Origin of the sequence: Anaerostipes sp. 992a (assembly GCF_001940245.1) — a bacterium.
Classification (GTDB): domain Bacteria; phylum Bacillota; class Clostridia; order Lachnospirales; family Lachnospiraceae; genus Fimousia.
On sequence record NZ_MJIG01000004.1, the window covers coordinates 623,891 to 650,325 of the forward strand.

The following is a 26,435-nucleotide window of genomic DNA, read 5'->3' on the forward strand; positions in this document are numbered from 1 at the left end:
TTCATTTAACTTATTTATAAGATACAGTCTTTTCTTAAAAAAATCAAGTCTTTTTTTATTTTTTTCTGCACTTTTTTCTATACCATTTCTCCCTTTGAGTTATCCATAGGTATGCTTTATAATCGTTTTATATTAACCTTTTTATTCATATTACTTAACCTTTTTATGTATATTGTCTTATTTATATGCATATCATTGTAATTATTGACAAATGGTATCTAAATTCTTATAATAAATTCATAATTTGTTAACAAGTGGTATACTTATTTAACAATGATGTATCAATAAATGAGACATTCCAGCTGGGTACCCGTTTGTCTTATTTATTTTTACATACATGCAGGAACAATGAATTATTTTATGAGAGGAGGGGGTAGAAATGGAACTTATTTCTACTTTTGCAAATGGTTTTATGAGTTTATTCTCAGCAGGTGCAGCAACATTGTCTGGCTGGGTTACAAACATCATTCCAACCGTAATCTGTCTGATGACAGCAGTTAACTCAGTAATCAAGATTATCGGTGAAGAAAAGGTTGAGGCATTCTGTGCAAAGATTACAAAATATCGTCTTTGCCGTTATGTAGTACTTCCATTACTTTCCGTAATCGCTGTTGGTAACCCAATGTGTTATTCCTTCGGACGTTTTGTTGAAGAAAAATACAAAGTAGCTTTCTTTGATGCAGCCATCAGTTTTGTACATCCTGTCCTTGGATTCTTTCCACATGCAAATGCAGGCGAATTATTCGTTTATATGGGTATTGCATCTGGGCTTCAGGAAGCAGGATATCCACTTGGAGACTTGGCAGTTCGTTATTTCTTAGTCGGTTTAGTAGTCATTCTGATTCGTGGTTTAGTTACAGAAAGAATTTTCTTAATGCTCTACGGCCGCTCAAATGCATAAAAGGAGGTTATCAACATGAGTTACAAAGCAGTTACAATTATGCAGGGACCTGGCGGATGGGGTGGTCCATTAACAATTCAGGCAACGGATAAAGCAAATAAAGTACTATGCATCACAGCAGGCGGTGGGATTCATCCTGTTGCTGCAAAAATCGCCGAAATGACTGGTGGTGTGGCTGTAGATGGATATAAAAACAACGTACCAGATGAAGAAGTATTGATCGCAGTTGTTGACTGCGGTGGTACTGCAAGATGTGGAGTTTATCCAAAAAAAGGAATTTTTACGGTAAACCTAAACCCAGTTGGACAGGCTGGTCCTCTGGCTCAGTTTATCAAAGAAGATATCTATGTATCCGGTGTTGGCGAAGATCAGGTTGTTTTCGCTGGTGAAGATGCTGTTGTTACCGAAAAATCTTCTGGTAATTCACAGGCTTCCAAAGACGGGGAAAACAATGCTGCATCCGATGCAAACTTTATCACGCGACTGGGCATCGCGATTGGTAAGATTGTAAACAAATTCTTCGCAGCTGGTCGTGAATCCATCGATATGGTAATCAAAAACATTTTACCATTCATGGCATTTACCTCTACAATTTTAGGTATCATTTCCGCATCTGGATTAGGTAATGTTATCGCAAATACGATTTCACCTATGTGTTCTACATTACCTGGTATGCTGGCAATTTCCTTCGTATGTGCATTGCCATTCCTGTCTCCAGTATTAGGACCAGGTGCTGTAATCGCTCAGGTTGTAGGTACTTTATTAGGTGCTCAGTTTGCTACAAAAGCAATTCCGGCACAATATTCACTCCCAGCATTATTTGCAATTAATGCCCAGGTAGGTTGTGATTTCATTCCTGTAGGCTTATCACTTGCAGAATGTGATTCTAAAACAATCGAGCTTGGTGTACCTTCCGTACTATACTCCAGAGTCTTAACCGGACCATTATCTGTAGTGATCGCATATATTGCAAGTATTGGATTATACGCATAAAACGCAAAAAACCGATCATAAATGTATGTTCCAATTTTTATTATAACGTTTACATTTTATAACTCATAAGAAAAAAGCACGAGGTCCTTCCAATCTTCGTGCTTTTTTCATTGGGTCATCATCTATTCCCTGATCTCATTGTCATACAACCCATTTTCCCCTTTGCGGTTCTCCATCAGATCCTGTGCATTCTGAAGCGTTACCTCAGCAATCTGCTTCATCGCCTCCTGCGTAAAGAACCCCTGATGAGAGGTCAGGATAACATTAGGATAAGAAGTCAGCTTAATGACCGCATCCTTGGTGATGATCTGGTCAGAACAGTCCTCAAAGAAGAATTCCTCTTCCTCTTCAAATACATCCAGACCAACTCCTGCAAATTTTCCTTGTTCCAGCGCTTCTATAAGATCCTTGGTCTGAATCAATCCTCCCCTTGATGTGTTTAAGAGTATGACTCCTTCCTTCATTCTCTTTATCGCCTTTTTGTCGATAATATACTTGGTCTCTCTCGTTAATGGACAATGAAGGGTGATCACATCTGATTTTTCGAACAATTCCGTAAGTTCAACATATCGTACATCCAGGTTGGGATTCGGATACACATCATAAGCCAGGATATTCATCTTAAGCCCTTTTAAAATATCCATAGTCATTTGTCCGATTCTTCCTGTTCCAATTACCCCCGCGGTCTTTCCTTTCAGATCTATCCCCATAAGCCCATGAATGGAAAAATTAAACTCCCGTGTCCGATTATAGGCTCTGTGAATTTTCCGGTTAATGGTGAGCAAAAGCCCAATCGTATATTCAGCTACTGCTTCTGGTGAATAACTCGGAACCCTAAGCACATGTATCTTGTTCTTTGCCGCCTGTATATCCACATTATTATAGCCTGCACAGCGTAGCAAAATAGCCCTGGTTCCATATTGATCCAGGGCTTTTATTACATCCTTATCCGCACTGTCGTTGACAAAAATACACACTGCATCACAATCTTTAGACAGACGTACCGTATCTTTATTTAATTTTGCCTCTAAAAAACGAATTTCAATGCCTTTTTCCTTTGCAAGCGGTTCAAACCAGATTCGATCATAAGATTTTGTATCGTAAAATGCTATCTTCATTTCTTTTTCCCTGCCTTTTGTTTTTCATAGCATGTGAAAAAAGAAAGGAAACTATACATTTACTTTTTCCAGGAAATCAGATCATAGATATGATTGCTGTTTTCCTCATAAGAAACATCAATCACATCACCCTTCTGAATGAACATCACAGTCTCATCACTGGACACTTTCTGTTTATATAAGATACCTTCCTGGTCTCTAATATAAATATAGGTTTCGGAATCCATGGTAATATAGTTTACATCTGCGACGGTAATCTTTTTCTCCAGATCCTGTTCCGTCTTTTTCACTTCTTCCTCATCTACAATTCCTTCTTCTGACATCATCTCCCGGTATTGGGATAACACTTCTTTCTGCGACGTTCCCGTAGCAACAATGTTGTATTTTTCTACGTTAACAAGCGCATACATCTTCACCAGCTGGCTCTTATCTTTTAATACCATAATATACGTAGGCTGGTTGTTAATATTAATAAGTGCAGGGAAGGATGCCGTATAATTCAAATGCTGTACCTGACCCTCTGCTGCTGACATAGCGGAATTCTCATCACATCCCACAACAGGATAATATTTTGCCTTTCCTGTTCTTCCATTCATCAATACAAAAGCGATATTGGACTGGTCGCCATTGACAGAGGTCACTCCTGTATACATCCATACATCTCCGCCCATAACTCTGTATCCATAATCATCCGTTGGCTGTTTGCAGCCTTTGTTTCCGATCACACTGTTAATAAATCCGCCGGATAAGGTTCCTTTCCATTTGTACTTCTGTAGCATCAGTTCTCCATCAAAGACATGATCTACCCATCTTGGAATATTGGAAACCTTATGATATTTCGTATCTCCCGTACAAGGATCACAGATCACAACACCTTTTACATCTTTTGCTCCAAATAAACCTGCATTGGCTTTTAACACTGGACAGACATAATATGGATTTCCTTCCTCATCGATTTCAAAATAATAGCCTTCAAAAACAGCGGTTGGATACTGAAACCGCAAATGCCTTGGCAGATATTTGCCAAAATATGCAGACATAGAATATTTCATTGGATTCTTTAATTTTACATATTTTGCTTCATTTTCCAAAGGATCCACCATAACATAGCCTGGAATTCCTGCTTTCTTATTATTAAACCATTTGAAAAAACCTGCGTACTCAAGCGGTGATACCTTCATAGGTTTTCCATTCATATCCAACTGGGTATAATCGTCACTGACCTCATACTGACTGACTACATCAGACAGAGAACCTACCGCACGCTGACCGATGACTGCTGCACTTTCTGAATCCATCAGTGCAATATCACTGATATTATCTACCTCTTTGATATCCTTGACAAATTCTTTATTCTCAATATCCATCAGTCCTGCATATTTGGATGCAGATAGAATTGGAGAAGAAAGCAGCATCCCGCCTAAGAAAAATAGGATAATCGCCGCTACTGCCACCATGGAAATCTTAGACCGAAGTCCGATCAAGCCTTTTCTGGAATAATCCAGATAACAACTTAACCCCATAAAAACCAACACGATCGCAATGATAATGTACCACATCTGTGTAGACATGGTCGTAATAGCTGGAAGTGTTGTATAATAAATGATTCCTAATAATATGATCATCCAGATCATCAATGAAAGGACCCTCTTCTTTGTAAATACCTTCTTCTTCATTTTTTTTGTTCCTTTTTTCGCTTGAAACTGCTCAAACAACTGTCTGAACAAATCTACCAATGGGCTTCGATACATATTTATCACCTCTTTGCTCTTCTTATGTATGCATTATATCAAAAAAAGACCTTCGAAGCAATTTTCTCCACACTATCTGCTTTTCTTATATTGTTTTCCTGAAAAATCAATATAAAAATCACTTTTATATATCAGCTGGGATACAAGAACAAAATGATATCCTTTTTCTTTGATCCTATGAAGAATCTCCGGCAGTGCTTCTTTTGTATAAAGTGTACCCGTATGAAGGAGTAAAATCGCCCCCTCTGTCAGATTCTTATTGTCCACCGTCTGCGTGATCATGGCCTCCCTTCCGTATTCTTTCCAGTCTAAACTGTCCACCGACCACTGAATGGGCTCATATCCATTCTCTCTTGCTGTAGTAATGACTGTATCATCATAATCTCCATAAGGTGGACGAAACAATTCCATATCCTTGCCTGTCAGCAACCGAACCTTCTCATGAAGATCTCGAATCTCCTTTTTCTGCTCCTCCCTAGACAAGCTGGTCATATGCTTATGGTTATCTCCATGATTTCCAATTTCATGCCCCTCCCTGGCAATCTTTTTGGTATCCTCCGGGAATTTGGAGACCCATTCTCCTGTAAGAAAAAAAGTCGCTTTCACCTTCTCCTTCTTTAAGATATCCAGGATTTCATCCATATCTTCATTCCCCCACGCAACATCAAAGGTAAGAGCAACCGCCTTTTCTTTTGTATCCACACAGTATATAGGAAGGTTCTTATTCTCCTCCGGATCGATCACATGCACATTTTCCTTCCAGACCTGCCCAAAAAAATAAGATAATCCTAGCAAAAAAACAGCAAGGATTATCTTACAGATGATCTTCATCATGGATTTTCTTCCTTTTCTTCTAATATATGCTTCTGATGGTAAAATAGAACCATATTCCACGGAGAAAAGAAGAACATAATCGTTTCCACAGCATTTACCTAGATGTGATGATCAGCGTATCAAAGCCAGCCTGCTGAAGCTGACGCTCCAACTCCTGTGCTTTTGCATAGGAATCCGTATTACCCACCAGAACAGCATAATATTCTCCCTGTGATACGATTTCCCCGTTAAAACCTTTTGAAATCGCCTGCATCAAAGCATACTGGGCATTGGAAAACATCCGGTAGAGTCCAATCTGCACCCGATAATTTCCTTTCCTCTCAAAATCCTGCTGCATGCTGATGATAGCATCTGCGATCTGTTCCGCAATCTGCCGAAACTGAGTATCATAGATGGCATTATCAGTATCCGTATTGATAAAACCACTTTCTACCAGTACTGCCGGCATATTGGTCCTTCGAAGAACTACCAATCCCGGCCGTTCCTTCACTCCCAGATTCTGATAGCCTACTGTAGTCAGATTCTCATTGATTCTTCTCGCCAGTTCTGCCTTCTTGCCATTGTCATCATACACCAGTGTCTCCACACCAGAATATTGATTGGGAATTGGACTGGAATTACGATGAAGGGAGACGAATAAGTCCGCCCCTGACTGGTTTCCAATAGAAGCCTTCTCAAATGGGGTCTGAGTTTCGTCTCCCGTTCTGGTATACACAACCTGAATACCTGCATCTCTTAAAATCTCTCCAAGCTCTAATGCCAGGTTCAGATTATCTTCCGCCTCTTTTCTTCCATTGTATACTGCACCAGGATCACTTCCACCGTGTCCTGCATCGATGACTACCTTCATAGGAATAAAGCCTCCTTGACCTTCTCCTTACATTATATGAAGGAACCATTCATTTGTGCCATTCATTCCTGTTACAGGATCGCATCTATTCCCTCTTCCTTGGTACGAATCTTAATAGCATTGCGAATCTCATAGCTAAAGATCTTACCATCTCCCGGATCTCCGGTAAATGCCGCCTCACAGATGGCATCCATGACCTTCTTTTCCCATTCCTCCGAAGATACTACGATCTCAAACTTAATTTTCGGCTGCATCTGAACATCTACTTCCATTCCTCGAACGATTTCCTTATAACCTCGTTGAGTACCATATCCCATGACCTGTGAAACCGTAAGCCCATTTACTTCAATTTTATGCAGTGCTTCTTTGACATCTTCAAACTTTTCTTCTCTGATTATTGCATCTATCTTGATCATCCTAATTTTCCTCCTCTTACTGTATTCTACTGATCCAGACCATTAAAGCAAGGATATGCACTTTCTCCATGCTGAGAAATGTCCAGGCCAAGCTGTTCCTCTCTCACATCCACACGGAGAGGGGAGAATACTTTTACAATAGCAACGCAGATCAAAGTTCCTGCAATCGCAATGGCAATGGTCACAATAATTCCTATAATCTGGGCCAGGAACAAATGATAATCACCAAAAATCAATCCATCCCAACGGGCAACATCGTTAATGGAGCTCTGTGTGAAAATTCCGGTTGCAATACCACCCCAGATACCACCAATTCCATGACAGCCAAATGCATCAAGTGCATCATCAATTTTCAATTTTTTCTTAATAAAAATAACTCCATAGTAACAGATTGGACTTACCAGTGCTCCAATGATAAAGGCAGCCCAGATTGGTACAAATCCAGCACCAGGTGTAATGGCTACCAAACCAACGACCAGGCCGGTAGATGCTCCCACTAAAGTAGCCTTTCCTTCTTTTACCACATCCAAAAGCATCCAGGATAACAACGCTGATGCTGCAGAAATGGCAGATGTCATAAACGCATGTGCTGCCAGTCCATTTGCTCCGAGTGCGCTTCCCGCATTAAAGCCAAACCAGCCAAACCACAACATGGATGCTCCTAATACGACAAATGGAATATTATGAATGCGGTATGTAGTATGTTCATATCCCCTTCGTCTTCCGAGAATTACTGCTAAAACTACTGCGCTGATACCAGAACTGATATGTACCACATCCCCTCCGGCAAAATCTACAGAGCCAATGGCAGCTAAGAAACCTCCTTCTCCCCATACCATATGGGCCAGCGGATAATACACGATAATTGACCAAAGAGCAACAAAAAGAAATAAAGCTTTAAATCTCATACGACCTACTAAAGATCCGGTAATCAATGCTGGTGTGATCATCGCAAACATCATCTGAAAAGCACAAAATACCAGATGTGGAATATTGTCTGCATAAGGTCCTGCTTCCATACCTACGCCATTTAATCCCAGCCATCTGAAATCCCCAATAATTCCTCCATGGTTTCCCCCAAATGACAAAGAATATCCAAACAAAGCCCACATGACAACGGAAATCCCCATAATTGCCACACACGCCATCATCGTGTTACATACATTCTTTCTTCTTACTAATCCTCCATAGAAAAATGCCAGACCCGGTGTCATAAAAAACACCAGAGCGGCTGAAATTATCATAAAAGCGGTATCTCCTGTATTCATATCAATTCCTCCCTTTCAGCTTTTCTTATACTTTTGTAAATGAATATAGTAAAGTCTTTCTAGAAAGCAAAAAGGTGCTTAAAATACGCTTTTTTTCCTGCGTATTTTAAACACCTTTGTTCACTGCCATGAGTCTACCACACTTTAACACATTAGACAAGTAGAATTTTTAATTTTTTTAACTTTTTCTTTTCTTCTCTTTATTAAAAGAATAGCAAATCATGCAAAAACTTATGATTATTTCTTGACAATTTTTGCACTTTTTCGTACAGTGAGAATAAAATAAGACAATATTGGAGGCTTTCTATGTATCATCGCTATGGGGTACGTTTTCTTGGGCGTACCATCCTTTTTATCATCACTACTTATTTGCTCCTCGTTCACCCCCAACAACTGGACTATGTCAATCAATTTGGATTTTCCGACGGTTTTCAGTTTGTAGATTTTCTTTGGATCATCCTCATGGCGGGTCTGATCGCAGATTTTTTTCCAAGAAAGCATATCAGCATCGGCTCCGAAAAACAGTTTGCCAGATGCTATGAGCCCACCGGCCGTAATCCTATAGAACTAAAAGGACTCATCAAAGAAGCTAATCTGCGTGCTTTCTTTATGCTTCTAACCTGGCTCATCCCCAATCTGATCATTGGATTTTTATATAAAAGCCATGTTCTTTTTACCAAAGAATGGCTGTTGTGGTTTTGTATGCTCTATTTTGTAGGAGATTTAGTCTGTGTATTATTCTTCTGTCCATTCCAGTACTTTATTTTGAAAAATCGCTGCTGCGCCACCTGTCGGGTATTTAAATGGGATTCCCTGATGACCTTCACTCCGCTCTTTTTTATTGACAGCCGATTTGGAAGCAGCTTGATCCTCGTATCTGCGATCCTTGGATTTCTTTGGGAATATCGCTATTATAAATATCCCGAACGCTTTTTTGAACAGACCAACAAAGCCCTACGCTGCAGCCAATGTACGACTCACATGTGCAGAACTAAATTTCAGAAATTCAAACCACCAAAAAACCGAATATTTTAATTTTCCGTCGAAGATTTCCTTCGGCGGAATTTTTTTCTTGACACAATTCTCACACGATGTATAATAAGCTTTGGAGTTTAGTTTTGCTAAACAAATTGTTTATTTTAACAAAACACAGGAAAGAGAGTTTTTTATGAAAATCGGACATAAAATAAAAGAACTTCGCGTTATGAACGGACTGACCCAAAGTGAGCTAGCAGACCGCAGTGAGTTGACGAAAGGATTTATTTCTCAGGTAGAACGAGACCTGACTTCCCCTTCCATCGCCACTCTGGTTGACATTCTGCAGGTTTTAGGAACCTCCTTAGGCGACTTTTTTCAAGAAGATGTACCGGAACAGATTGTCTTTAAGAAAGACGACTACTTTGAGAAAACAGATGCGGAATACCACAATAAGATAGAATGGATCATTCCAAATGCTCAGAAGAATGAGATGGAACCCATCCGACTTACGCTAGAGCCCGGTGGCTCCACCATTCCAGATACCCCGCATGAAGGAGAAGAGTTCGGATACGTCATCTCCGGATCCATTACCATCACCATCGGTAAACATCAATATCGTGCGAAAAAAGGCGAATCCTTTTATTATATTCCGGATAAGACCCATTATATTACTTCCAAATCAGGAGCTGTCATCATATGGGTAACCTCACCGCCAAGTTTTTAGTGGAAAGGAGTTTATGATTTCATGAATAAGAAAATTATCGAATTAAAGAATATTACCAAGACCTTTGAACATCATCAGGTGCTAAAAGGCATTGATCTGACTATATATGAGAACGAATTTCTCACCCTCTTAGGTCCCAGTGGCTGTGGAAAAACAACGATTCTGCGCATTATCGGTGGCTTTGAAGAAGCCGATAGCGGCAGCGTGATCTTTGAAGGCACTGATATGTCAAAACTTCCACCTTATAAGCGTGAAGTTAATACAGTTTTTCAAAAGTATGCCCTGTTTCCATTTATGAGTGTCTTTGAAAATGTAGCATTCGGCCTTTCTTTAAAAAAGATGGATAAAAAAGTCATCCAAGAAAAAGTGGAGCATATGCTGCACCTGGTAGGTCTTAGGGGTTTTGAAAAACGTAACATTAACCAGTTGTCTGGCGGACAGCAGCAACGAGTTGCCATTGCCCGGGCACTAGTCAACGAACCAAAAGTCCTGCTGCTTGATGAACCTCTTGGAGCACTGGATGCAAAGCTTCGAAAGGAAATGCAGGTAGAATTAAAGAAGATTCAAAAAGAAGTGGGAATCACCTTTATCTTCGTCACCCATGATCAGGAAGAAGCCCTCTCCATGTCCGATACTGTAGTGGTCATGAACGAAGGCATCATCCAACAGATCGGAAGTCCCATCGATATTTATAACGAACCAAAGAACCGTTTTGTGGCTCAGTTTATTGGAGAATCCAATATTGTTCCGGCAATTATGAAAGAAGATTTTCTTGTTTCATTTGACGATCAGGACTTTAAGTGCGTCGATCATGGATTTCTTTCCAATGAAGACGTAGAGGTGGTACTTCGTCCAGAGGATTTGATCCTAAGCAAGCCTGAATATGGTCAGCTGACTGGCACTGTTACTTCCATCACCTTCAAAGGCGTTCATTATGAAATTATCGTAAATAGCCACCATCGGGATTATAAGGTGCAGACGACTCATTATTACGAAGTCGGAACCGAAGTTGGAATGTCCGTGATTCCAGATAATATTCATGTTATGCATAAGATGAAGGAGGCATAGCAGATGAAACATTTTAAACATATGACCGGACCTTATATTTTATGGTCCGCCGCTTTTATCGTAATTCCTTTTTTGTTGATCATACTATATGCCTTTACAGATGGAGGATTATCTCTTATGGACGCTTCCTTTTCACTGGACAGCTTCCAGGAAATCATCGATCCTCTGTATGTCACCGTATTCAGCCGTTCCTTTCAGGTTGGTCTGATTACCACTGCCCTCTGTTTTCTGCTGGGTTATCCGATGGCATATATGATCACCAAATTTGACGAAAAAGTACAGCCGATCCTGATCCTTTTTACCACGATTCCTATGTGGATCAACCTGCTTTTACGTACTTATGCATGGATCAGTATTTTATCCGATAACGGTATTTTTAATATGCTGCTTGGTAAGCTTGGCCTCGCTCCTGTTTCCATTATGTATACGGGAATTTCCGTGAACATCGGTCTGGTCTGTAACTTTTTGCCCTTTATGATCCTGCCGATCTACACATCGTTAAGCAAAATGGATCCGGCACTTTTAGAAGCCGCCTATGACTTAGGAGCCAATAAGCTTCAGGCCTTTACCCGGGTGGTATTCAAGTACTCCCTGCCAGGCGTGCTAAACGGAGTCATTCTGACCTTTTTAATGGCAATTTCCGCCTTCGTCATTCCAAAGCTTTTGGGAGGTGGCCAATATACGTTACTCGGAAACCTGATTGAAAACCAATTTATCTCTGTAGGAAACTGGAATTTTGGAAGTGCAATCTCCTTTATTCTTGCGGTTGTAATCCTGTTTACCATTTCCTTCCTAAAGAGAATAGACCCTGATGATGAGGACTAATATTATGAAAAAGTTATCAACTTCAAAAATATTTTATTGTATTTATATTGGCATCATCTTCGCATTTTTCTACCTGCCCATAGCAGTGACTATGTTCTTTTCTTTTAACAGTTCCAAGTCACTGACTCACTTTACCGGGTTTTCCATGCGTTGGTATGTCAATCTGATTTCAGACAATGAGATTATGGCGGCGGTTTCCGTTTCCATATCCATTGCTATTTTTGCCACGATCATTGCCACAATTTTAGGGACCATTACTTCTATTGGCCTTTCCAAGTGCAAAAAAATCGTACGGGAACTCCTGCTCAATGTAAACAATGTACCCATCATGAATCCAGAAATCGTAACCGCCATTGGCTTTATGATCCTGTTCTCTTCCCTTCGGATTTCCAAAGGCTATATGACCATGCTTCTGGCCCATATTGCCTTTTGTACGCCTTATGTCATTACAAGCGTTTATCCAAAAGTGAAGACTCTGGATCCCAATCTGGTGGATGCTGCCTTAGATCTTGGAGCAACGCCATTTCAGGCTCTTTATAAAGTGCTTTTGCCTATGCTGAAGGAAGGAATTTTTGCCGGTGCTTTGCTGGCATTTACCATGTCATTTGATGACTTTGTAATTTCTTACTTTGTAACCGGGAATGGGGTTTCTAATATCTCCATTATCGTTTATAATATGACTAAGCGTACCAATCCTACCATCAATGCATTGTCAACGATCGTGATTTCCATCATCTTTTTGACTATGCTGGTCGTAAAGATTGTACCCTACATTGTTCGAAAGAGAAGAAAGGAAACTTTACATGAAAAAATTAGTTAGTGTTTTACTCATTGCCGTCATGGTCCTCAGCCTCGGTCTTACTGGCTGCGGGAAAAAGGACAAGGAAAAGCCTGTTCTAAAGATTTTCAATGCAGGGGAATATATTGATAAATCCCTGCTGACCGAGTTTGAAAAAGCCTATAACTGTAGGATCATCTATGAGACCTTTGATTCCAACGAATCCATGTATACAAAGATCCGTACCGGAGAAACCTATGATATTCTCGTTCCATCTGATTATATGATCGAGCGACTGATCAAAGAAGACTATCTGGCAAAGATTGACTGGAATCAGATTTCCAACAAGGAGAACTTAAACCCGGATGTTATGGGCCAGAAGTTTGATCCGGATAATGAATATTCCGTCCCGTATTTTTATGGAACCGTAGGAATCCTATATAACAAGAAAGTAGTAGATAAAGCAGATCTGGCCGATGGATGGAACCTTCTTCGAAACAAAAAATACAAAGGGGATATCTATATGTACGATTCCGAACGTGATTCCTTCATGGTAGCCTTAAAAGCCCTTGGCTATTCCATGAATACATCCAATAAGACTAAGATCCAGAAGGCTTACCGGTGGCTTGTGAAGCAGCGGGATACCATGGATGTAGTATATGTAACCGACGACGTCATCGATAATATGATCTCCGGTAACAAATCCATCGCTGTTGTGTATTCCGGCGATGGCGCCCTAATCATGAGTGAGAATGAAGATATGGACTTCTTCGAACCGGAAGAAGGTACCAACATGTGGACAGACTGTATGGTCATCACCAAATCCTGTAAGAATACGGAACTGGCCCATGAATTCATTAACTTCATGTGTGATGTGGACAATGCCTACTTAAACTCTCAGGAAGTTGGATACAGCTCTGCCGTCCAGCCAGCTTTTGAAATGATGAGAGATAATGATTTTAAGGGCATCGATGCCTTCATTCCAAGAACTGGTCATGATAAAGATCAAGTTTTCCGTTATCAGAAGAATACACTTCGGAAATACTATTCTGAGCTTTGGACAAAAGTAAAAGCGTATTAATAAACGGAAAGCCAGCTATGTTGTTTTCACATAGCTGGCTTTTTATCTCCACTCGATCGAAAAAATTCCCACCTGCAATAGCAATGTTACCACTGATTTTTTTTACACAAAGTGAATGAGTATTATCTATAGAATATTCATAAAGATTTTTCTTCTATTCATCAAATCCTATTCAAACTCTACATACCTCCACAGTACACACCTGGTGCACAGCACATATTGCATGCCATATTTAACAAACAAAGCTTGCAACAGAAGTCGTTCATCTCCGTCATTGGATTCCCATATTGTCTTCCTCTGCCCATATACTGTTCGCTTCCACTGCTCAACTGTTGATAGAACTGAGCATAAGTCGCATTACCTGGTTCTCTTTCCATGGCGGTTCGAATATGACTCATAGCAGTGGCACGGTTGCCAGAATATGCATTGGCAATAGCACTTAAATAATACCATTGACCATTTCGAAGCTGTGGTCCAATCTCATTTAACACCTGTAAAGCGGCCTGATATTGCCCCATCTGAATATACATGATCGCAGACTGCATATAACGATTGCTGGACTGACCACCCTGGTAGGTCTCCCACTGGGACTGGCCACTTCTCTGATATCCACGGTTGCCATAAGCACCCTGCTGACCATAGCCACTATAAGGATTGCCCTGTCCATAGCTTCCTTGTCCATAGGCACTTCCATAACCGCCTTTGTCTTTATTCATGATCATCTGATAGGCGGACTGAATCTCTTTAAACTTCTCCTCTGCCTGTGCCTTATTGGGATTATTAATATTCGCATCCGGATGATACTTCCGGCTCAGTTTACGATATGCTTTCTTTACTTCATCATCGGTTGCCGTCTGTGGCAATCCAAGTACTTTATATGGATCCATCTTACTTCCTCTTTACATTCGATGGAACAGATCTGTAGCGGTCTGTTCCAGCTGCTCTTTGGCCACTCTGATTTCTTCTGCCTGCTCTTTGGTAATTGTCTCTGGTTTTGTCTTTGCTACCAGCTTACGCAATCTATTCATATCTGATTTTATCGCAGAACGCTGCCCGCGGTCAATTTCTTTTTTATGTTCTCGCAATAATCGGTCCGTTCGATTCACCAAATTCTCTGATTCAAACCGAAGATCCAGCCATTCTTTATGCTCTGCATCTTCATTTTCATACATAGCGGCATCTGCTCTTGCCCGTTCAATTTCTTCTTCAGACATGTTGTTGCTGGAGGTAATGGTAATCTCCTGTTCCTTTCCAGTTCCAAGATCCTTGGCTGATACCTTTACGATTCCATTCACGTCAATGTCAAAGGTTACCTCAATCTGGGGAACTCCTGCCATAGCACGCTTAATTCCTTTTAATCGGAAATTTCCTAATAATTTATTGTCTCTGGCAAACTGCCGCTCGCCCTGATAAACCTTAATATCCACAGAAGTCTGGAAATTAGCAGCTGTAGTAAAGACTTTACTCTGTCTCGTTGGAATTGTGCTGTTTCTTTCAATAATACGGTTACATACACCGCCCACAGTTTCAATGGATAAAGATAATGGCGTCACATCCATTAAAATCAACTCTGCGGCTGCACTTCCTGAAGATACATTACCACCTAGCTTTCCACCCTGAATAGCCGCTCCCATGGCAACACATTCATCCGGATTCATGGTTTTGGAAGGTTCGATTCCCGTCAGATGACGGACCTTTGTCTGTACCGCTGGAATTCTGGTAGATCCGCCCACCAATAATACCTTGCTCAATTCCCTTGCAGTAATTCCCGCATCGTTTAGTGCCATCTGTACCGGACCTGCTGTTCGGTCCACCAGATCATAGGTCAATCGGTCAAAAATCTCTCTCGTTATCATCATATCCAGATGCTTTGGTCCACTTTTATCCACAATGATGAATGGCAAATTCACATGAACACTCTGGGCAAAGGATAACTCCTTCTTCACACGTTCTGCTTCTTCCTTTACCCGTTGCATTGCTGTCATATCTTTCGATAAATTCACGCCTTCTGTCTTTCGAAATTCTTCCACGATATAATCAGACAACTTTTTATCAAAATCATCTCCACCTAAGCGATTGTCCCCGGCAGTTGCGAGAACTTCGATCAGTCCATCTCCAATCTCGATAATGGATACGTCAAAAGTTCCTCCACCAAGGTCATACACTAAAATCTTCTGAGGCTGTCCATGATCAAGACCATAGGCCAACGCTGCTGCGGTCGGTTCATTGATAATTCTTTTTACTTCCAATCCGGCGATTCTGCCTGCATCCTTGGTTGCCTGTCGCTGGGCATCATTAAAATAAGCCGGTACCGTGATGACTGCCTCTGTAATCGGCTCTCCAATATAGCTTTCCGCATCTTTACGAAGCTTCTGCAGGATCATAGCAGAAATCTCCTGTGGAGAATAGTATTTCCCATTTAACTTCCGCTTCTTATCTGTTCCCATGTCTCGTTTGATAGATAAGATGGTCTCCCGGGCATTGACGGCAGCCTGTCGCTTTGCTGTCTCACCTACCAGCCGTTCGCCACGGTTACTATAGGCCACAACAGAAGGTGTCGTACGGTTTCCTTCGGTATTCACCACCACAATAGGCTGATCTCCCTCCATCACTGCCACACAGCTATTCGTTGTACCCAAATCAATTCCAATCACTTTACTCATATCGTTCCTCCATTTGTGGATCTGTATTCAAAATCTCATAGATATTACTTTACCACAAATCCATAAATCATAGATTAACTGGCAATAAAATATGATAAAAAAAGGATAAAACTGTCACCTAACTAAAATTCCAGCTAGCGTGACAGCTTTCTTTATAAGATCATATCTGCCAAATTGGCACATAATCCTGATATATTTCGATATAAAAGTACACCCATAATCACGGCACTTGCCTTCCATGCCGCAATCCGTTCTGGTTTTTCAAAAAACTCAGATTCTGGATCTTGTTCAAACTCCCGATATTCCAGAAGATTTCCACTGTAACACTCATATTCTCCCAGTATATTCACAATTTCTTCCGGATGATAGGACCAGGTTGGCTTCTCAAGCTCAATTCCCGCCTCCAGAAGCATATTCATAACAAATTCAATACACGTATAGGCCTTATACGTTTCAAAGCCCTTGAATACTGGAAAGGTTAATGCAGAAAATAAATTATAGTGGTATTCCTCATCCTGCATGATTCGCTCAATGTCCTGACAAATCTGAAGATATTGTTCCCCCGTAACAGGAACCTTGTAAATCTTAATCTTCACATCCTCATACTGACATAGGGTGAAACGGCTGGCATTCTCCTTTACCAGCCCGGCTACCACCGGTACATGGTTTTGATACCTAGCAAACGCATAGATTTCCTCCAAATCTTCATCTAAGGAAATGGATGCATGGTTATACTCAATTCCCATGGTCTTGCGAATCAACTTTGCAAACTTGGATGGTGTTCTGGATATTACAATATATATATAGTTCTGTTTCATATCACATATTATAATTCTGGTACTGTAATTTCCCCTGTAATCGCAGATGCAGCAGCACTTGCCGGAGAACCAAGATAAATCTCTACTTTGTTGGTTCCCATACGTCCAAGGAAGTTACGGTTGTTGGTTGCTAATACCCGTTCCCCATCGGATAGGATTCCGCCTGCACGTCCACAGCATAAACCACATCCCGGCTGGGTTACAATGGCTCCTGCTTCTACTAATGTCTTCATGTAGCCTGCTTTGATGGCATCGCGATAAATCTGGCGGCTCGCTGGAGTTACGATCAATTTCACAAAGTCGGCAACTTTCTTACCTTCTAAGATCTTAGCTGCAATGGCAAGGTCTTCCAAACGTCCGTTGGTACAAGAACCGATAAATACCTGATCTAATTTGGTACCTGCCACTTCTGCCACAGATTTGATACTGTCAACCTGAGAAGGACATGCAACCACAGGTTCAAAGTCAGAAGCATCGTATTCCATTACACGACAATAGTTTGCATCTTCATCTCCATAAATCCAATCGATATCTTCCAGAGGAACGCCGGAGAATTCTGCTGTCTTTGTATCTGGTGCAAAGATTGCCGCCTTAGCGCCTGCTTCTACTGACATATTAGAGATGGTCAGTCTAGAAGCCACAGACATATTCTCAAAGGCAGAGCCGTGGAATTCCAGTGCTTTATAAGTTGCTCCATCTGCTCTTAAATCCCCAATCAAACGTAAGATCACATCTTTGGAAGTAACATTCGCTGGAAGCTCTCCATTGACTACAATCTTAATAGTTTCAGGAACACGAATCCACATCTCCCCTGTACCTAAGATTGCTGCCATTTCCGTATAGCCGATTCCAGATGAGAAGCAGCCCACGCCACCGTACGTAATCGTATGAGAATCTGTACCAAATACGATGTTTCCAGGCTGTGCATAACCCATCTCGGGCATCAGCTGATGACAGATTCCGTCATTTCTATGTACATGAGTCAGACCATATTCCTTCACAAATGCATCCCCGATCTTAAAATGCCGGATGTCCTCTACCGCACTTGCTGGTACTAAATGGTCATAGATCAATACAACTTTATCCGGATCCCAGATTTTTGTAAATCCCATTTCTTTAAATTTCTCTGCTACAAATGGAATGAAAATGTCATGAATCATAACACGGTCCACATTCACCGTTACGATCTGACCTGGAGCTACCTTATCTGCCCCAATATTTCTCATAATAATTTTTTCAATTAATGTATTTCCCATGGTCCAATCCTCCTATTTTACGTTATTGCGCTTTTGCATTGCCTTTACCAATCCGCCGGCATTGATAATGTCCATTAGATTGTCTGGCAAAGAGTGGATCGGATATTCCACGCCATTATGTTCAATCTTTTCTCCTAAGGTTACAGTAAGTTCATCGCCTTCCTTTACTGCATCCTGAATCTGATCATTTTCAATAAGCAGTAATCCATTGTTGATGGAATTACGGAAGAAAATACGTGCATAGGATTTTGCAATTACACAGCTGACCTTTAACGCTTTGATAATTTCTGGTGCCTGTTCTCTGGAAGAACCGCAGCCAAAATTCTTACCTGCTACGATAATATCGCCCTCTTTCATCTGTGCGGCAAGCTCTGGGCGAAGTGGTGAAAATCCGTATGGCTTCATATCTTCTACGGTCGGCATTGCCAAATATTCTGTTGGAATGATAATATCTGTATCGATGTCATCTCCAAGCACCCATACTTTTCCTGTAAATTTTTCCATATCTGTCTCCTCCTTACGCCTGAATATATCCTGTAATCGCTGCACGAGTCACTGTTTCGGCAGATCCTAAATATACCTTTGAGCTTGGATGTCCTGCACGCCCTTTGAAATTACGGGTTCCAGTAGAAATCAAAACTTCATTCTCTCCGATGACCCCCTGGCAGCTTCCCCAGCACACACTACAGTTGGCATTCATCACCATTGCCCCTGCTTCCATCAGGATATCAATGATTCCTTCCTCCAATGCCTGTAAATAAACTGCATTAGAAGCTGGTGCTACGATAAAACGTACATCCTCGCATACCTTTTTGCCTTTTAATAATTTGGCAGCAATGCGCAGCTCATCAATACGGCCGTTGTTACAGGATCCTAAGAATGCCTGATCGATCTTCACTGGCTCTAATTCCTCTAATGGAATCACATCGTCTACAAAATCTGGACGAGCCACGACTGGCTTAATCTGACTTAAATCATAATTGTATACTTTTTCAAACACCGCATCTTCATCGCTGACGAACAGATTCTCTGCCTTTCTTCCATGCGCTTCCACATATTCTACCACCTTCTCATCCGGCTCAACGATACCTGTCTTGGCACCTGCTTCCACTGCCAGATTACAAAGCACCAAACGGTCATTGATGCTCAAGTTATGAGCGCCTTCTCCAGCAAATTCCATGATCTTATAGTTGGCTCCATTGGCTCCAATATCACCAATGATCGTTAAGATTAAGTCTCTTGGATATACTCCTTCTGGAAGCTTCCCTGTCAGATTAAAACGAATGGTTTCCGGTACCAGTACCCATGAATTTCCTGTTACCATGGCATATAAAAGGTCTGTACATCCAACCCCTGTACCAAATGCCCCTAAAGCGCCATAAGTACAAGTATGAGAATCCGCACCAAAGATCAGCTCTCCAGGGCATACAAAATCCTCTACCATGATCTGATGGCAGACACCCTTTCCTTCATATAATACAATGTCATTTTCCTTTGCAAAATCACGCATCTTCTTATGTGCCTGTGCAGTTTTTGGATTTTCTGCAGGTACATTATGATCCATGATAAATACAATCTTATCCTTATCCGCAATCTTTGGATTCTTTAACTGATTGTTGTACATATCGATGGTCAAATGTGTAGTTCCGTCATTTGACATCAAACGATCCAAAGTTACGGTATGTATATCGCCGGCTTTTACTTCAGAAACACCAGCTGCTCTTGCAATAATTTTCTCGCCAATTGTCATTCCCATTGCTTTTACACCTCACCATTATTTAAATAATTGATCAATCCACCTGTATTTAAAATTGTCTGCATCAGTTCCGGCAGTTTGGTACAAGTATATTCCTTTTCACCAAATGCAATACTTCCTGCCAGTAAATCCAATTCTACTTCGTCTAATTCATTCACATCATCATACAAATCCTTACAGATAATAACTGGAAGCCCTACATTAATGGCATTGCGATAAAAGATTCTTGCAAATGATTTTGCAACAACAGCCTTAATCCCTAATGCCTTTAATACACTTGGTGCCTGCTCTCTGGAAGAACCACATCCAAAGTTCTCTCCCGCTACAATTACATCTCCAGCCTGTGCCTTTTTCGCAAAGTCAGGATCTAATGATTCAAATGTATAACCTTTCATCTCGTCAATATTTGGCAATAATAAATACTGAGACGCAATAATCTGATCTGTGTCTACATCATTATGGAATTTCCATACACGGCTCTTGCTCATTACAATTTCCTCCTAAATTCTTTCTACCTTTTAGAATACCCTAAAATGCATAATATTTCAAGAAAAAGGAATTTTATATCACCAAAAGAAAGGTGCCGCTTCACATGCGACACCTTTTTCTCTATTTCATATGATTCTGTTTGCATCCGCAATTTCCACTATTATGCTCTCCTTCTCGAGATGGCTGCCATGCCTTATCAAATGCAGGATTAAATGCATAAAAGTTCTTAGCATCCAGATGATCCTGAACCGTTCTCAAGGCCTCTCCAAATCTTTGAAAATGCACCAGTTCTCTCTGTCTTAAAAATCGAATTGGATCGATAATATCCGGATCATCGATCAGACGTAAGATATTATCATAAGTAGTTCTTGCTTTCTGCTCTGCAGCCAGGTCTTCGGTCAGATCCGTAATCGGATCTCCTTTAGACTGGAAAAACTTAGAAGTGAATGCTTCCCCTCCTGCTGATTGTGGCCAAAGCCCCAGTGTATGATCTACATAATATTTGTCAAAGCCTGATTTCTTGATCTCTTCCACTGACAGATTTCTCGTCAGCTGATGCACAATGGCAGAGACAATTTCCATATGGGCCAGTTCTTCTGTCCCGATATCCGTGAGTACCCCGCACACCTCATGATATGGCATCGCGTAGCGCTGAGACAGATATCTCATAGAAGCCGCCAATTCTCCATCCGGTCCTCCAAACTGACTGATGATAACCTGTGCCATTTTGGGATCCGGATTCTTAATCTTGACTGGATATTGCAATCTTTTTTCATAATTCCACATATCTTATCCCTCCCATTCCCATGGCCAATGCTGCGTCGCCCAGGTAAATTCGCTTCGGATCACAGCAGTATCAATGGTCAAAGGACCAAAGGCTGCTGCATACTCCTTCAACGCCTGATTTCTGGCTTTCTGATAATTATTAAAATATTCAATGGCTGCTTCATCTGTTGGATGAGTATCCAAATACAATTTTACATCATCTACCGCAAAACTTACCACATTAATATAATCCAACAATTCCTTTTTGCTATATCTCATCGCCTGCATCCTCCCTTTCCTCCATGAAATGGAAAATCCAGATCCTGAAATATGGTTCCCTCCCGAAAGCCCTTTTCAGGACTATATAAATTGCCCCATTGCTGCCATGGAACATATGCCATTGCCAGTGGAAGTCCTTCTAATGACATAGGCCGACGTCTCTTCGAATATCTCTGACAATCTTCCAATGTTTGCTCTCCTTTCTTATTCTATTACAGTTTATGTCTGTAAGTTTAGAATGTGCGAAAAGGAAAGTGCTGATGCAAGGAAAGAAAAGGGAGGGTATTTATTCTATCTTTCCTTCTTCTTTTAACTTTTTCATTAATGCATATGGAGCATTGGCAATAGCATCTAAAGTATCCCCTGCAACATGAGGCGTCAGAAGTACAGAATCCAATCTGAAAAATCTTTTCTCCAAAAAAGGTTCCTCAGGAAATACATCCAATGCTGCACCAGCGATTTTTTTCTCTGCTAACCGCTCATACAATGCATCATAATCCAAAATTCCCGCACGTGCCGTATTAATCAGATATGCCGACGGTTTCATTAGGGATAACAGCTCCCTGTCAATAATATTGCGCGTTTTTTCACACTCCCGTAGTTGCAAAGTAATGATATCCGCTTCCCGAAAAACCTGTTCCATAGACTTGGTATAGGTGATGCAACCATCCTTTCCTTCTTCCATATGGCTGCTGCATACTAAAATCTGGCATCCAAAAACCTTTAACAGCTTTAGTAATTCCCGACTGATATTTCCCATTCCGATGATACCGACAGTCTGATCTGCTATACTCCTGCGAAAAATATCATTTTCATAATTCTTCGTCCATGTTCCTCCTTTCATTTTTCTATCGCTGACGGCGATATTCCTTGTAAGAGCAATCATCTGTCCGACTACAAATTCTGCTACTGCAGTTTTATTTCTGACAACTGTTTCTACCTGAATATGCCTCTTTGTACAATAATCCATGTCAATCTGTTCTGTTCCACTCCGGCAAGTCAGGATTACCTTTAACTCTTTTCCTTTTTCCAAGATCTCTTTACATAACGGTGCATAGCAATGAAAAATCAGATCAGCATCTTCAATGACATCCTCTAAGCCTTCTGCCCATGGCTCTGCTTCTGGACCATATCTTTCCACTCTTTGCTGCATCTTTGTATAAATATTCTTATCACGACTTCCCCAAAAGAGCTTTTTGATATATTGAACTTTTAAATCTGATTCCCGTAAGGCTGCTTCCATGGTATCCGGAGATATAAACGCATCTCCAATGACAATGGCTTTCCACATTCTTTTTGTATCGATCAACACTTCTGTTTCACTTCCTTTTCCCATAGCAAAGGGGCAGGATGACTCCCGCCCCTTTCATATTTATGACTGTCCATAATATGCATTTTTTCCGTGTTTTCTGGAAAAATGTTTATTCATTAAGACCTTATCCATTTGTGAAGCTGGAGACAATCCTTCTGTAAAATATGCCATCTTTGCAACCTGCTCTAAAACAGCTGCATGATAAACTGCCTCATTGGCATCCTTTCCCCAGGTAAATGGTCCATGATCATTGACAATCACCCCTGGACAATGAATTGGGTTTTTCCCCATAAAGGTCTCTACAATGACATTCCCTGTTTCCACCTCATAATCCTGATTAATCTCCTGAATATTCAGCTTACGTGTACATGGAACTTCTCCAAAAAAGTAATCCGCATGGGTGGTTCCCTGAGGTGGAATGGATTTTCCTGCCTGCGCCCAAATCGTCGCCCATGTAGAATGGGTATGCACAATTCCACCAATTTCATCATATTCGCGATACAATACCAGGTGAGTTGGTGCATCAGAAGAAGGTTTTAGGTTCCCCTCTACCACATTTCCTTCCAAGTCAATAACCACCATATCTTCAGGTTTCATCTCATCATAGGAAACTCCGCTAGGTTTAATGACCACCAGTTCTTTCTCTCGGTCAATCGCACTTACATTTCCCCATGTATAGAGAACCAAACCTTTTTGAGGAAGCAAAAGATTTGCTTTCCATACCTCTTCTTTTAACGCTTCTAACATATTCGTTCTCCCCCCTATTCAGAAATGACTTTTTCATAAAAATCATAGAATTTCAGCACGCGCATAAACGTAATTCTTGCTCTGACATATGGAGATAAAAAGGCTGTTTTCTTCTGAAAGCTATGATCAAATCCCAGATCTTCTAAAGTACAAACTCCTTTTACCTTACCAAGCATAGTCTTCAGCTCTTCTTCTGTTGGAATTTCTTTAATAATCTGAATGATCTCATTCTTCTTTGCAATCAGATGTTCAGAATGAATCAATTCTAATAAATTTGGGGTGTTCTCATCCATAATGGATTCATACATTCCAGGCTTTGTAAAAGATTCTTTAATTGCTGCTTCTTCCACTTCCATCTTCTCTTTCACTGTAAAATCATGTTCTTCCATATATTCTGCAGCATGATGATAAATTCTGGATGCCAGTACCAGCCCTACTCCGACTTTTTCTCCATGATAAAAATCAATATAATCGTTGTATACTTCCATTTCCCACAGATGTGACATATGATGCTCTGCTCCAGAGGCTGGTCTTGAGTTACCAGTCATCTGCATCGCAATTCCAGAAAGTAATAGTCCATACATCAACTGTTCATAAGCATCTGCATCCCCTGCTGTCAGACCATCTAGACTCTGAATCAGTTCATTTAAAGCACGATACTCTAAATCACAGATTTCCTTGCAGATATACTCCCCTGTGAGAACATGTGCAATCTTCCAATCTGCCAATGCAGTATATTTTCCTAATAAGTCTGCAACTCCTGATGCAGTCAGACGCATTGGTGCTTTTTTAAAAATATCGCTGTCAGCAATTACCACGATTGGAGAAACTGCGGTAAAGCTTTTCTTAAATCCATGCCAGGTCATAGCTGCTACTGTAGATACAAATCCATCTACACTTGCTGCAGTTGGCACTGAGAAAAATGGGATTTTCATGTTATACGCATGATATCTGGTAATATCATGTATAGTTCCGGAACCTACTGCGATCATTAAATCTGGTTTTCCGATTACATCCAGTCCTTTCTTCGCAGCTTCTACTCCATGTTCATTGGCATGAAGATTCTCTGGATCTAATACAACTTTCTCTAAATCGGGAATCAGTGTTTCCACTTTTTCTCCAGCAGATTTATATGTATTCTCATCACAAATCATGACAATCTTTTGAAAAGATTGATATTTCTCTCTTGCTAAAATCTCAGGTAATTTTTCAATTGCCCCTTGTTCAATTATAATATCATCTACAATTACTTCATGTTGTCTTCCACAGCTACAAGGCTTTCGAAATTCCTGCATATCAATTCTCATATTTTAACCTCCATCTACTGCTGTGTTGCCGCTTCATTCTTTTCTGCCTGTTTATCCAGATAAGCTACGATTTCTTTATTTTTTGTCTTGAATACAATAAATGCTACTGCATATACTGCTACTGCGATTCCAATAAATAATGGATTCTGAGATAAAAACGCCAAGAATACCAGACCTAACATTGGCTTTCCAAGAATATTAAAGCTTGTAATCATCGCTGCTCCTGCTGGAATTGCAAATCCTGCCTGTAATGCGACCTGAGTGAATAATGGTGCTGTATAAGTACACATTAATAATCCTAAACTAAACCAGATGGTTCCTGCTACGATGATCTTTGACATATTTCCTTTATAAACTGCAACTAAGCCCTGTACCATATATGGAATTGCCAATAAGTCAACAACTGGAAGTACCTGATTTCCAGGAAGAATGGTTGCTACCACAATCATGATCGGAATTAATAACAATCCACTTGTTAAGGTTGCCGGTTCTCCATAACCAACCGCATCATTTACTGCAATATACCATTCTCTGTCCCCTGCTTTTCCCATAAATTTACGAGCTGCTTCTGTAATTGGAGCAAATGCCTGCGCAAACATACTAGCGATTTTAGGGAAAATTGCCATAACTGCACTGGTTGCCACTGCAACTTCTAAAATATCTCCCCATGTTGCAATAGAACCTAAATTCTCAACGCTTCCTAAAATACCGATGAATAATCCAAGGAATAATCCCAATGTCATTGGTTCTCCTAAGAACCCAATCTTCTTCTCAATAGATTTTGGATTTAATTTGATCTTGTCAAAATGTAATAAATTCAGAATTGGATCAAATATAATCGCAAAGATTGCAGGCTCTACGTTATGCATAGCAATAATCGTACAGTTTGGATAGTTATAATATTTTGACCATCTTTTGGCAACTAACTCAGAAATCAATAAGCTATATAAGTTCAATAAGATCATACATGCGATTCCAAGTGGAAAACTTCCGGTTACAAAAATAACCATAGCACCCCATACGATGTAAGAATAGTTGTTCCATAAATCAGAAGGCTGGAAAATATTTGTCCACTTAACCAGGAATAATATGGTTTGCAGTAAAATACCAAGTCCCAGATAAATCATTCCTGCACTGGTAGCAAATGCAACTACAGAAGTCGCCTGCCAACCCACATCAAAGGTATTTAACATAACACCAGTAATTCCTGCCATCGTTTCAGACATTGACTGAACCATTGGCGTAATAATCGGTGTAAAAGACCCTAATACCAGAGTAAATCCCATTAATGACACTCCAGCATATAACGCTGATAAAAACGCTTTTTGAACTTTTACTCTAAAAATCAATGCAATAATAAAGATAATGAATGGTACAATGATCGCAGAACCAAAATTATCTATGATTGCTTTTAACGTAATTAAAAATGCTTCCATACTTTTACCCTCCTAATATTCT

28 protein-coding genes are annotated in these 26,435 nt (G+C 40.5%); 8 read left to right on the forward strand and 20 right to left on the reverse strand.

All coding sequences use genetic code 11. The annotated features are described in order from the left end of the window. Nucleotides 1–379: 379 nt before the first annotated feature. Together srlA and srlE are read left to right on the forward strand one after the other, a co-directional pair. Entirely contained in the window at nucleotides 380–901 is a 522-nt protein-coding gene (gene srlA, locus BHF69_RS07250) for a PTS glucitol/sorbitol transporter subunit IIC (RefSeq protein ID WP_075670371.1), read from the forward strand. 15 nt (nucleotides 902–916) lie between these two features. Further along, nucleotides 917–1,894 (forward strand): PTS glucitol/sorbitol transporter subunit IIB, encoded by a 978-nt coding sequence (gene srlE, locus BHF69_RS07255; protein ID WP_075670372.1) that lies wholly within the window; start codon nucleotides 917–919, stop codon nucleotides 1,892–1,894. 122 nt (nucleotides 1,895–2,016) lie between these two features. On the opposite strand, the gene BHF69_RS07260 is transcribed toward srlE, so the two are convergent. The 6 genes from BHF69_RS07260 to BHF69_RS07285 form a co-directional block, all read right to left on the reverse strand. After that, nucleotides 2,017–3,012: a 2-hydroxyacid dehydrogenase gene (locus BHF69_RS07260; RefSeq protein WP_075670373.1), complete on the reverse strand. Its 996-nt coding sequence runs from the start codon at nucleotides 3,010–3,012 to the stop codon at nucleotides 2,017–2,019. A gap of 59 nt (nucleotides 3,013–3,071) precedes the next feature. After that, nucleotides 3,072–4,763: a hypothetical protein gene (locus BHF69_RS07265; protein WP_083651153.1), complete on the reverse strand. Its 1,692-nt coding sequence runs from the start codon at nucleotides 4,761–4,763 to the stop codon at nucleotides 3,072–3,074. A gap of 72 nt (nucleotides 4,764–4,835) precedes the next feature. Further along, nucleotides 4,836–5,597, reverse strand: coding sequence for a polysaccharide deacetylase family protein (locus BHF69_RS07270; protein ID WP_242946130.1), 762 nt, complete (start codon nucleotides 5,595–5,597; stop codon nucleotides 4,836–4,838). A gap of 94 nt (nucleotides 5,598–5,691) precedes the next feature. Further along, nucleotides 5,692–6,447: an N-acetylmuramoyl-L-alanine amidase gene (locus tag BHF69_RS07275; RefSeq protein WP_075670374.1), complete on the reverse strand. Its 756-nt coding sequence runs from the start codon at nucleotides 6,445–6,447 to the stop codon at nucleotides 5,692–5,694. Nucleotides 6,448–6,518: 71 nt separating this feature from the next. Further along, nucleotides 6,519–6,863: a P-II family nitrogen regulator gene (locus tag BHF69_RS07280; RefSeq protein WP_075670375.1), complete on the reverse strand. Its 345-nt coding sequence runs from the start codon at nucleotides 6,861–6,863 to the stop codon at nucleotides 6,519–6,521. 26 nt (nucleotides 6,864–6,889) lie between these two features. Beyond that, nucleotides 6,890–8,131, reverse strand: a complete 1,242-nt coding sequence (locus BHF69_RS07285) for an ammonium transporter (protein ID WP_075670376.1) — start codon at nucleotides 8,129–8,131, stop codon at nucleotides 6,890–6,892. A gap of 306 nt (nucleotides 8,132–8,437) precedes the next feature. Here BHF69_RS07285 and BHF69_RS07290 point away from each other — a divergent pair, with 306 nt between their 5' ends. The 6 genes from BHF69_RS07290 (at nucleotide 8,438) to BHF69_RS14250 (ending at nucleotide 13,585) form a co-directional block, all read left to right on the forward strand. Beyond that, nucleotides 8,438–9,166, forward strand: coding sequence for a hypothetical protein (locus BHF69_RS07290; RefSeq protein ID WP_075670377.1), 729 nt, complete (start codon nucleotides 8,438–8,440; stop codon nucleotides 9,164–9,166). Nucleotides 9,167–9,299: 133 nt separating this feature from the next. Continuing rightward, nucleotides 9,300–9,833, forward strand: a complete 534-nt coding sequence (locus tag BHF69_RS07295) for a cupin domain-containing protein (protein ID WP_075670378.1) — start codon at nucleotides 9,300–9,302, stop codon at nucleotides 9,831–9,833. Nucleotides 9,834–9,854: 21 nt separating this feature from the next. Then, on the forward strand, nucleotides 9,855–10,901 hold the full coding sequence (potA, locus tag BHF69_RS07300) for a spermidine/putrescine ABC transporter ATP-binding protein (RefSeq protein ID WP_075670379.1): 1,047 nt from the start codon (nucleotides 9,855–9,857) through the stop codon (nucleotides 10,899–10,901). Nucleotides 10,902–10,904: 3 nt separating this feature from the next. Continuing rightward, nucleotides 10,905–11,726: an ABC transporter permease gene (locus tag BHF69_RS07305; protein ID WP_075670380.1), complete on the forward strand. Its 822-nt coding sequence runs from the start codon at nucleotides 10,905–10,907 to the stop codon at nucleotides 11,724–11,726. 4 nt (nucleotides 11,727–11,730) lie between these two features. Further along, nucleotides 11,731–12,546 (forward strand): ABC transporter permease, encoded by an 816-nt coding sequence (locus tag BHF69_RS14245; protein ID WP_075670381.1) that lies wholly within the window; start codon nucleotides 11,731–11,733, stop codon nucleotides 12,544–12,546. Continuing rightward, a complete protein-coding gene (locus BHF69_RS14250; RefSeq protein ID WP_075670382.1) occupies nucleotides 12,530–13,585 on the forward strand; it encodes an ABC transporter substrate-binding protein in 1,056 nt (351 codons plus the stop codon). The genes BHF69_RS14245 and BHF69_RS14250 overlap by 17 nt, the downstream gene beginning before the upstream one ends. Before the next feature lie 179 nt (nucleotides 13,586–13,764). Here the strand turns inward: BHF69_RS14250 and BHF69_RS07320 are convergent, their stop codons facing one another. The 14 genes from BHF69_RS07320 to BHF69_RS07385 all read right to left on the reverse strand — a co-directional run bounded on the left by BHF69_RS07320 (nucleotide 13,765) and on the right by BHF69_RS07385 (nucleotide 26,413). Then, nucleotides 13,765–14,472 (reverse strand): J domain-containing protein, encoded by a 708-nt coding sequence (locus BHF69_RS07320; protein WP_075670383.1) that lies wholly within the window; start codon nucleotides 14,470–14,472, stop codon nucleotides 13,765–13,767. Between the two features lie 12 nt (nucleotides 14,473–14,484). Further along, nucleotides 14,485–16,248 carry a molecular chaperone DnaK gene (dnaK, locus tag BHF69_RS07325; RefSeq protein ID WP_075670384.1) on the reverse strand — a complete coding sequence of 588 codons (1,764 nt, stop codon included), beginning with the start codon at nucleotides 16,246–16,248 and terminating at the stop codon, nucleotides 14,485–14,487. A gap of 152 nt (nucleotides 16,249–16,400) precedes the next feature. Next, nucleotides 16,401–17,066 (reverse strand): hypothetical protein, encoded by a 666-nt coding sequence (locus tag BHF69_RS07330; RefSeq protein WP_075670385.1) that lies wholly within the window; start codon nucleotides 17,064–17,066, stop codon nucleotides 16,401–16,403. Nucleotides 17,067–17,074: 8 nt separating this feature from the next. Continuing rightward, a complete protein-coding gene (locus BHF69_RS07335) occupies nucleotides 17,075–18,322 on the reverse strand; it encodes a 3-isopropylmalate dehydratase large subunit (protein WP_075670386.1) in 1,248 nt (415 codons plus the stop codon). 12 nt (nucleotides 18,323–18,334) lie between these two features. Continuing rightward, on the reverse strand, nucleotides 18,335–18,826 hold the full coding sequence (locus BHF69_RS07340; protein WP_075670387.1) for a LeuD/DmdB family oxidoreductase small subunit: 492 nt from the start codon (nucleotides 18,824–18,826) through the stop codon (nucleotides 18,335–18,337). A gap of 13 nt (nucleotides 18,827–18,839) precedes the next feature. Further along, nucleotides 18,840–20,078, reverse strand: a complete 1,239-nt coding sequence (locus BHF69_RS07345; protein WP_075670388.1) for a 3-isopropylmalate dehydratase large subunit — start codon at nucleotides 20,076–20,078, stop codon at nucleotides 18,840–18,842. Nucleotides 20,079–20,083: 5 nt separating this feature from the next. Next, a complete protein-coding gene (locus tag BHF69_RS07350; RefSeq protein ID WP_075670389.1) occupies nucleotides 20,084–20,566 on the reverse strand; it encodes a LeuD/DmdB family oxidoreductase small subunit in 483 nt (160 codons plus the stop codon). 121 nt (nucleotides 20,567–20,687) lie between these two features. After that, nucleotides 20,688–21,353, reverse strand: coding sequence for a manganese catalase family protein (locus BHF69_RS07355; RefSeq protein WP_075670390.1), 666 nt, complete (start codon nucleotides 21,351–21,353; stop codon nucleotides 20,688–20,690). A 3-nt stretch (nucleotides 21,354–21,356) separates the two neighbouring features. After that, a complete protein-coding gene (locus tag BHF69_RS07360) occupies nucleotides 21,357–21,611 on the reverse strand; it encodes a spore coat protein CotJB (RefSeq protein WP_143249507.1) in 255 nt (84 codons plus the stop codon). Continuing rightward, nucleotides 21,608–21,760, reverse strand: coding sequence for a spore coat associated protein CotJA (locus BHF69_RS07365; protein WP_075671769.1), 153 nt, complete (start codon nucleotides 21,758–21,760; stop codon nucleotides 21,608–21,610). The genes BHF69_RS07360 and BHF69_RS07365 overlap by 4 nt, the downstream gene beginning before the upstream one ends. A gap of 137 nt (nucleotides 21,761–21,897) precedes the next feature. Next, nucleotides 21,898–22,923, reverse strand: a complete 1,026-nt coding sequence (locus BHF69_RS07370) for an NAD(P)-dependent oxidoreductase (RefSeq protein WP_158022564.1) — start codon at nucleotides 22,921–22,923, stop codon at nucleotides 21,898–21,900. A 60-nt stretch (nucleotides 22,924–22,983) separates the two neighbouring features. Continuing rightward, nucleotides 22,984–23,670, reverse strand: coding sequence for an L-ribulose-5-phosphate 4-epimerase (locus BHF69_RS07375; RefSeq protein WP_075670392.1), 687 nt, complete (start codon nucleotides 23,668–23,670; stop codon nucleotides 22,984–22,986). 14 nt (nucleotides 23,671–23,684) lie between these two features. Beyond that, a complete protein-coding gene (locus BHF69_RS07380; protein ID WP_075670393.1) occupies nucleotides 23,685–24,977 on the reverse strand; it encodes a sn-glycerol-1-phosphate dehydrogenase in 1,293 nt (430 codons plus the stop codon). 14 nt (nucleotides 24,978–24,991) lie between these two features. Then, nucleotides 24,992–26,413, reverse strand: a complete 1,422-nt coding sequence (locus tag BHF69_RS07385; RefSeq protein ID WP_075670394.1) for a PTS galactitol transporter subunit IIC — start codon at nucleotides 26,411–26,413, stop codon at nucleotides 24,992–24,994. Nucleotides 26,414–26,435: the final 22 nt, after the last annotated feature.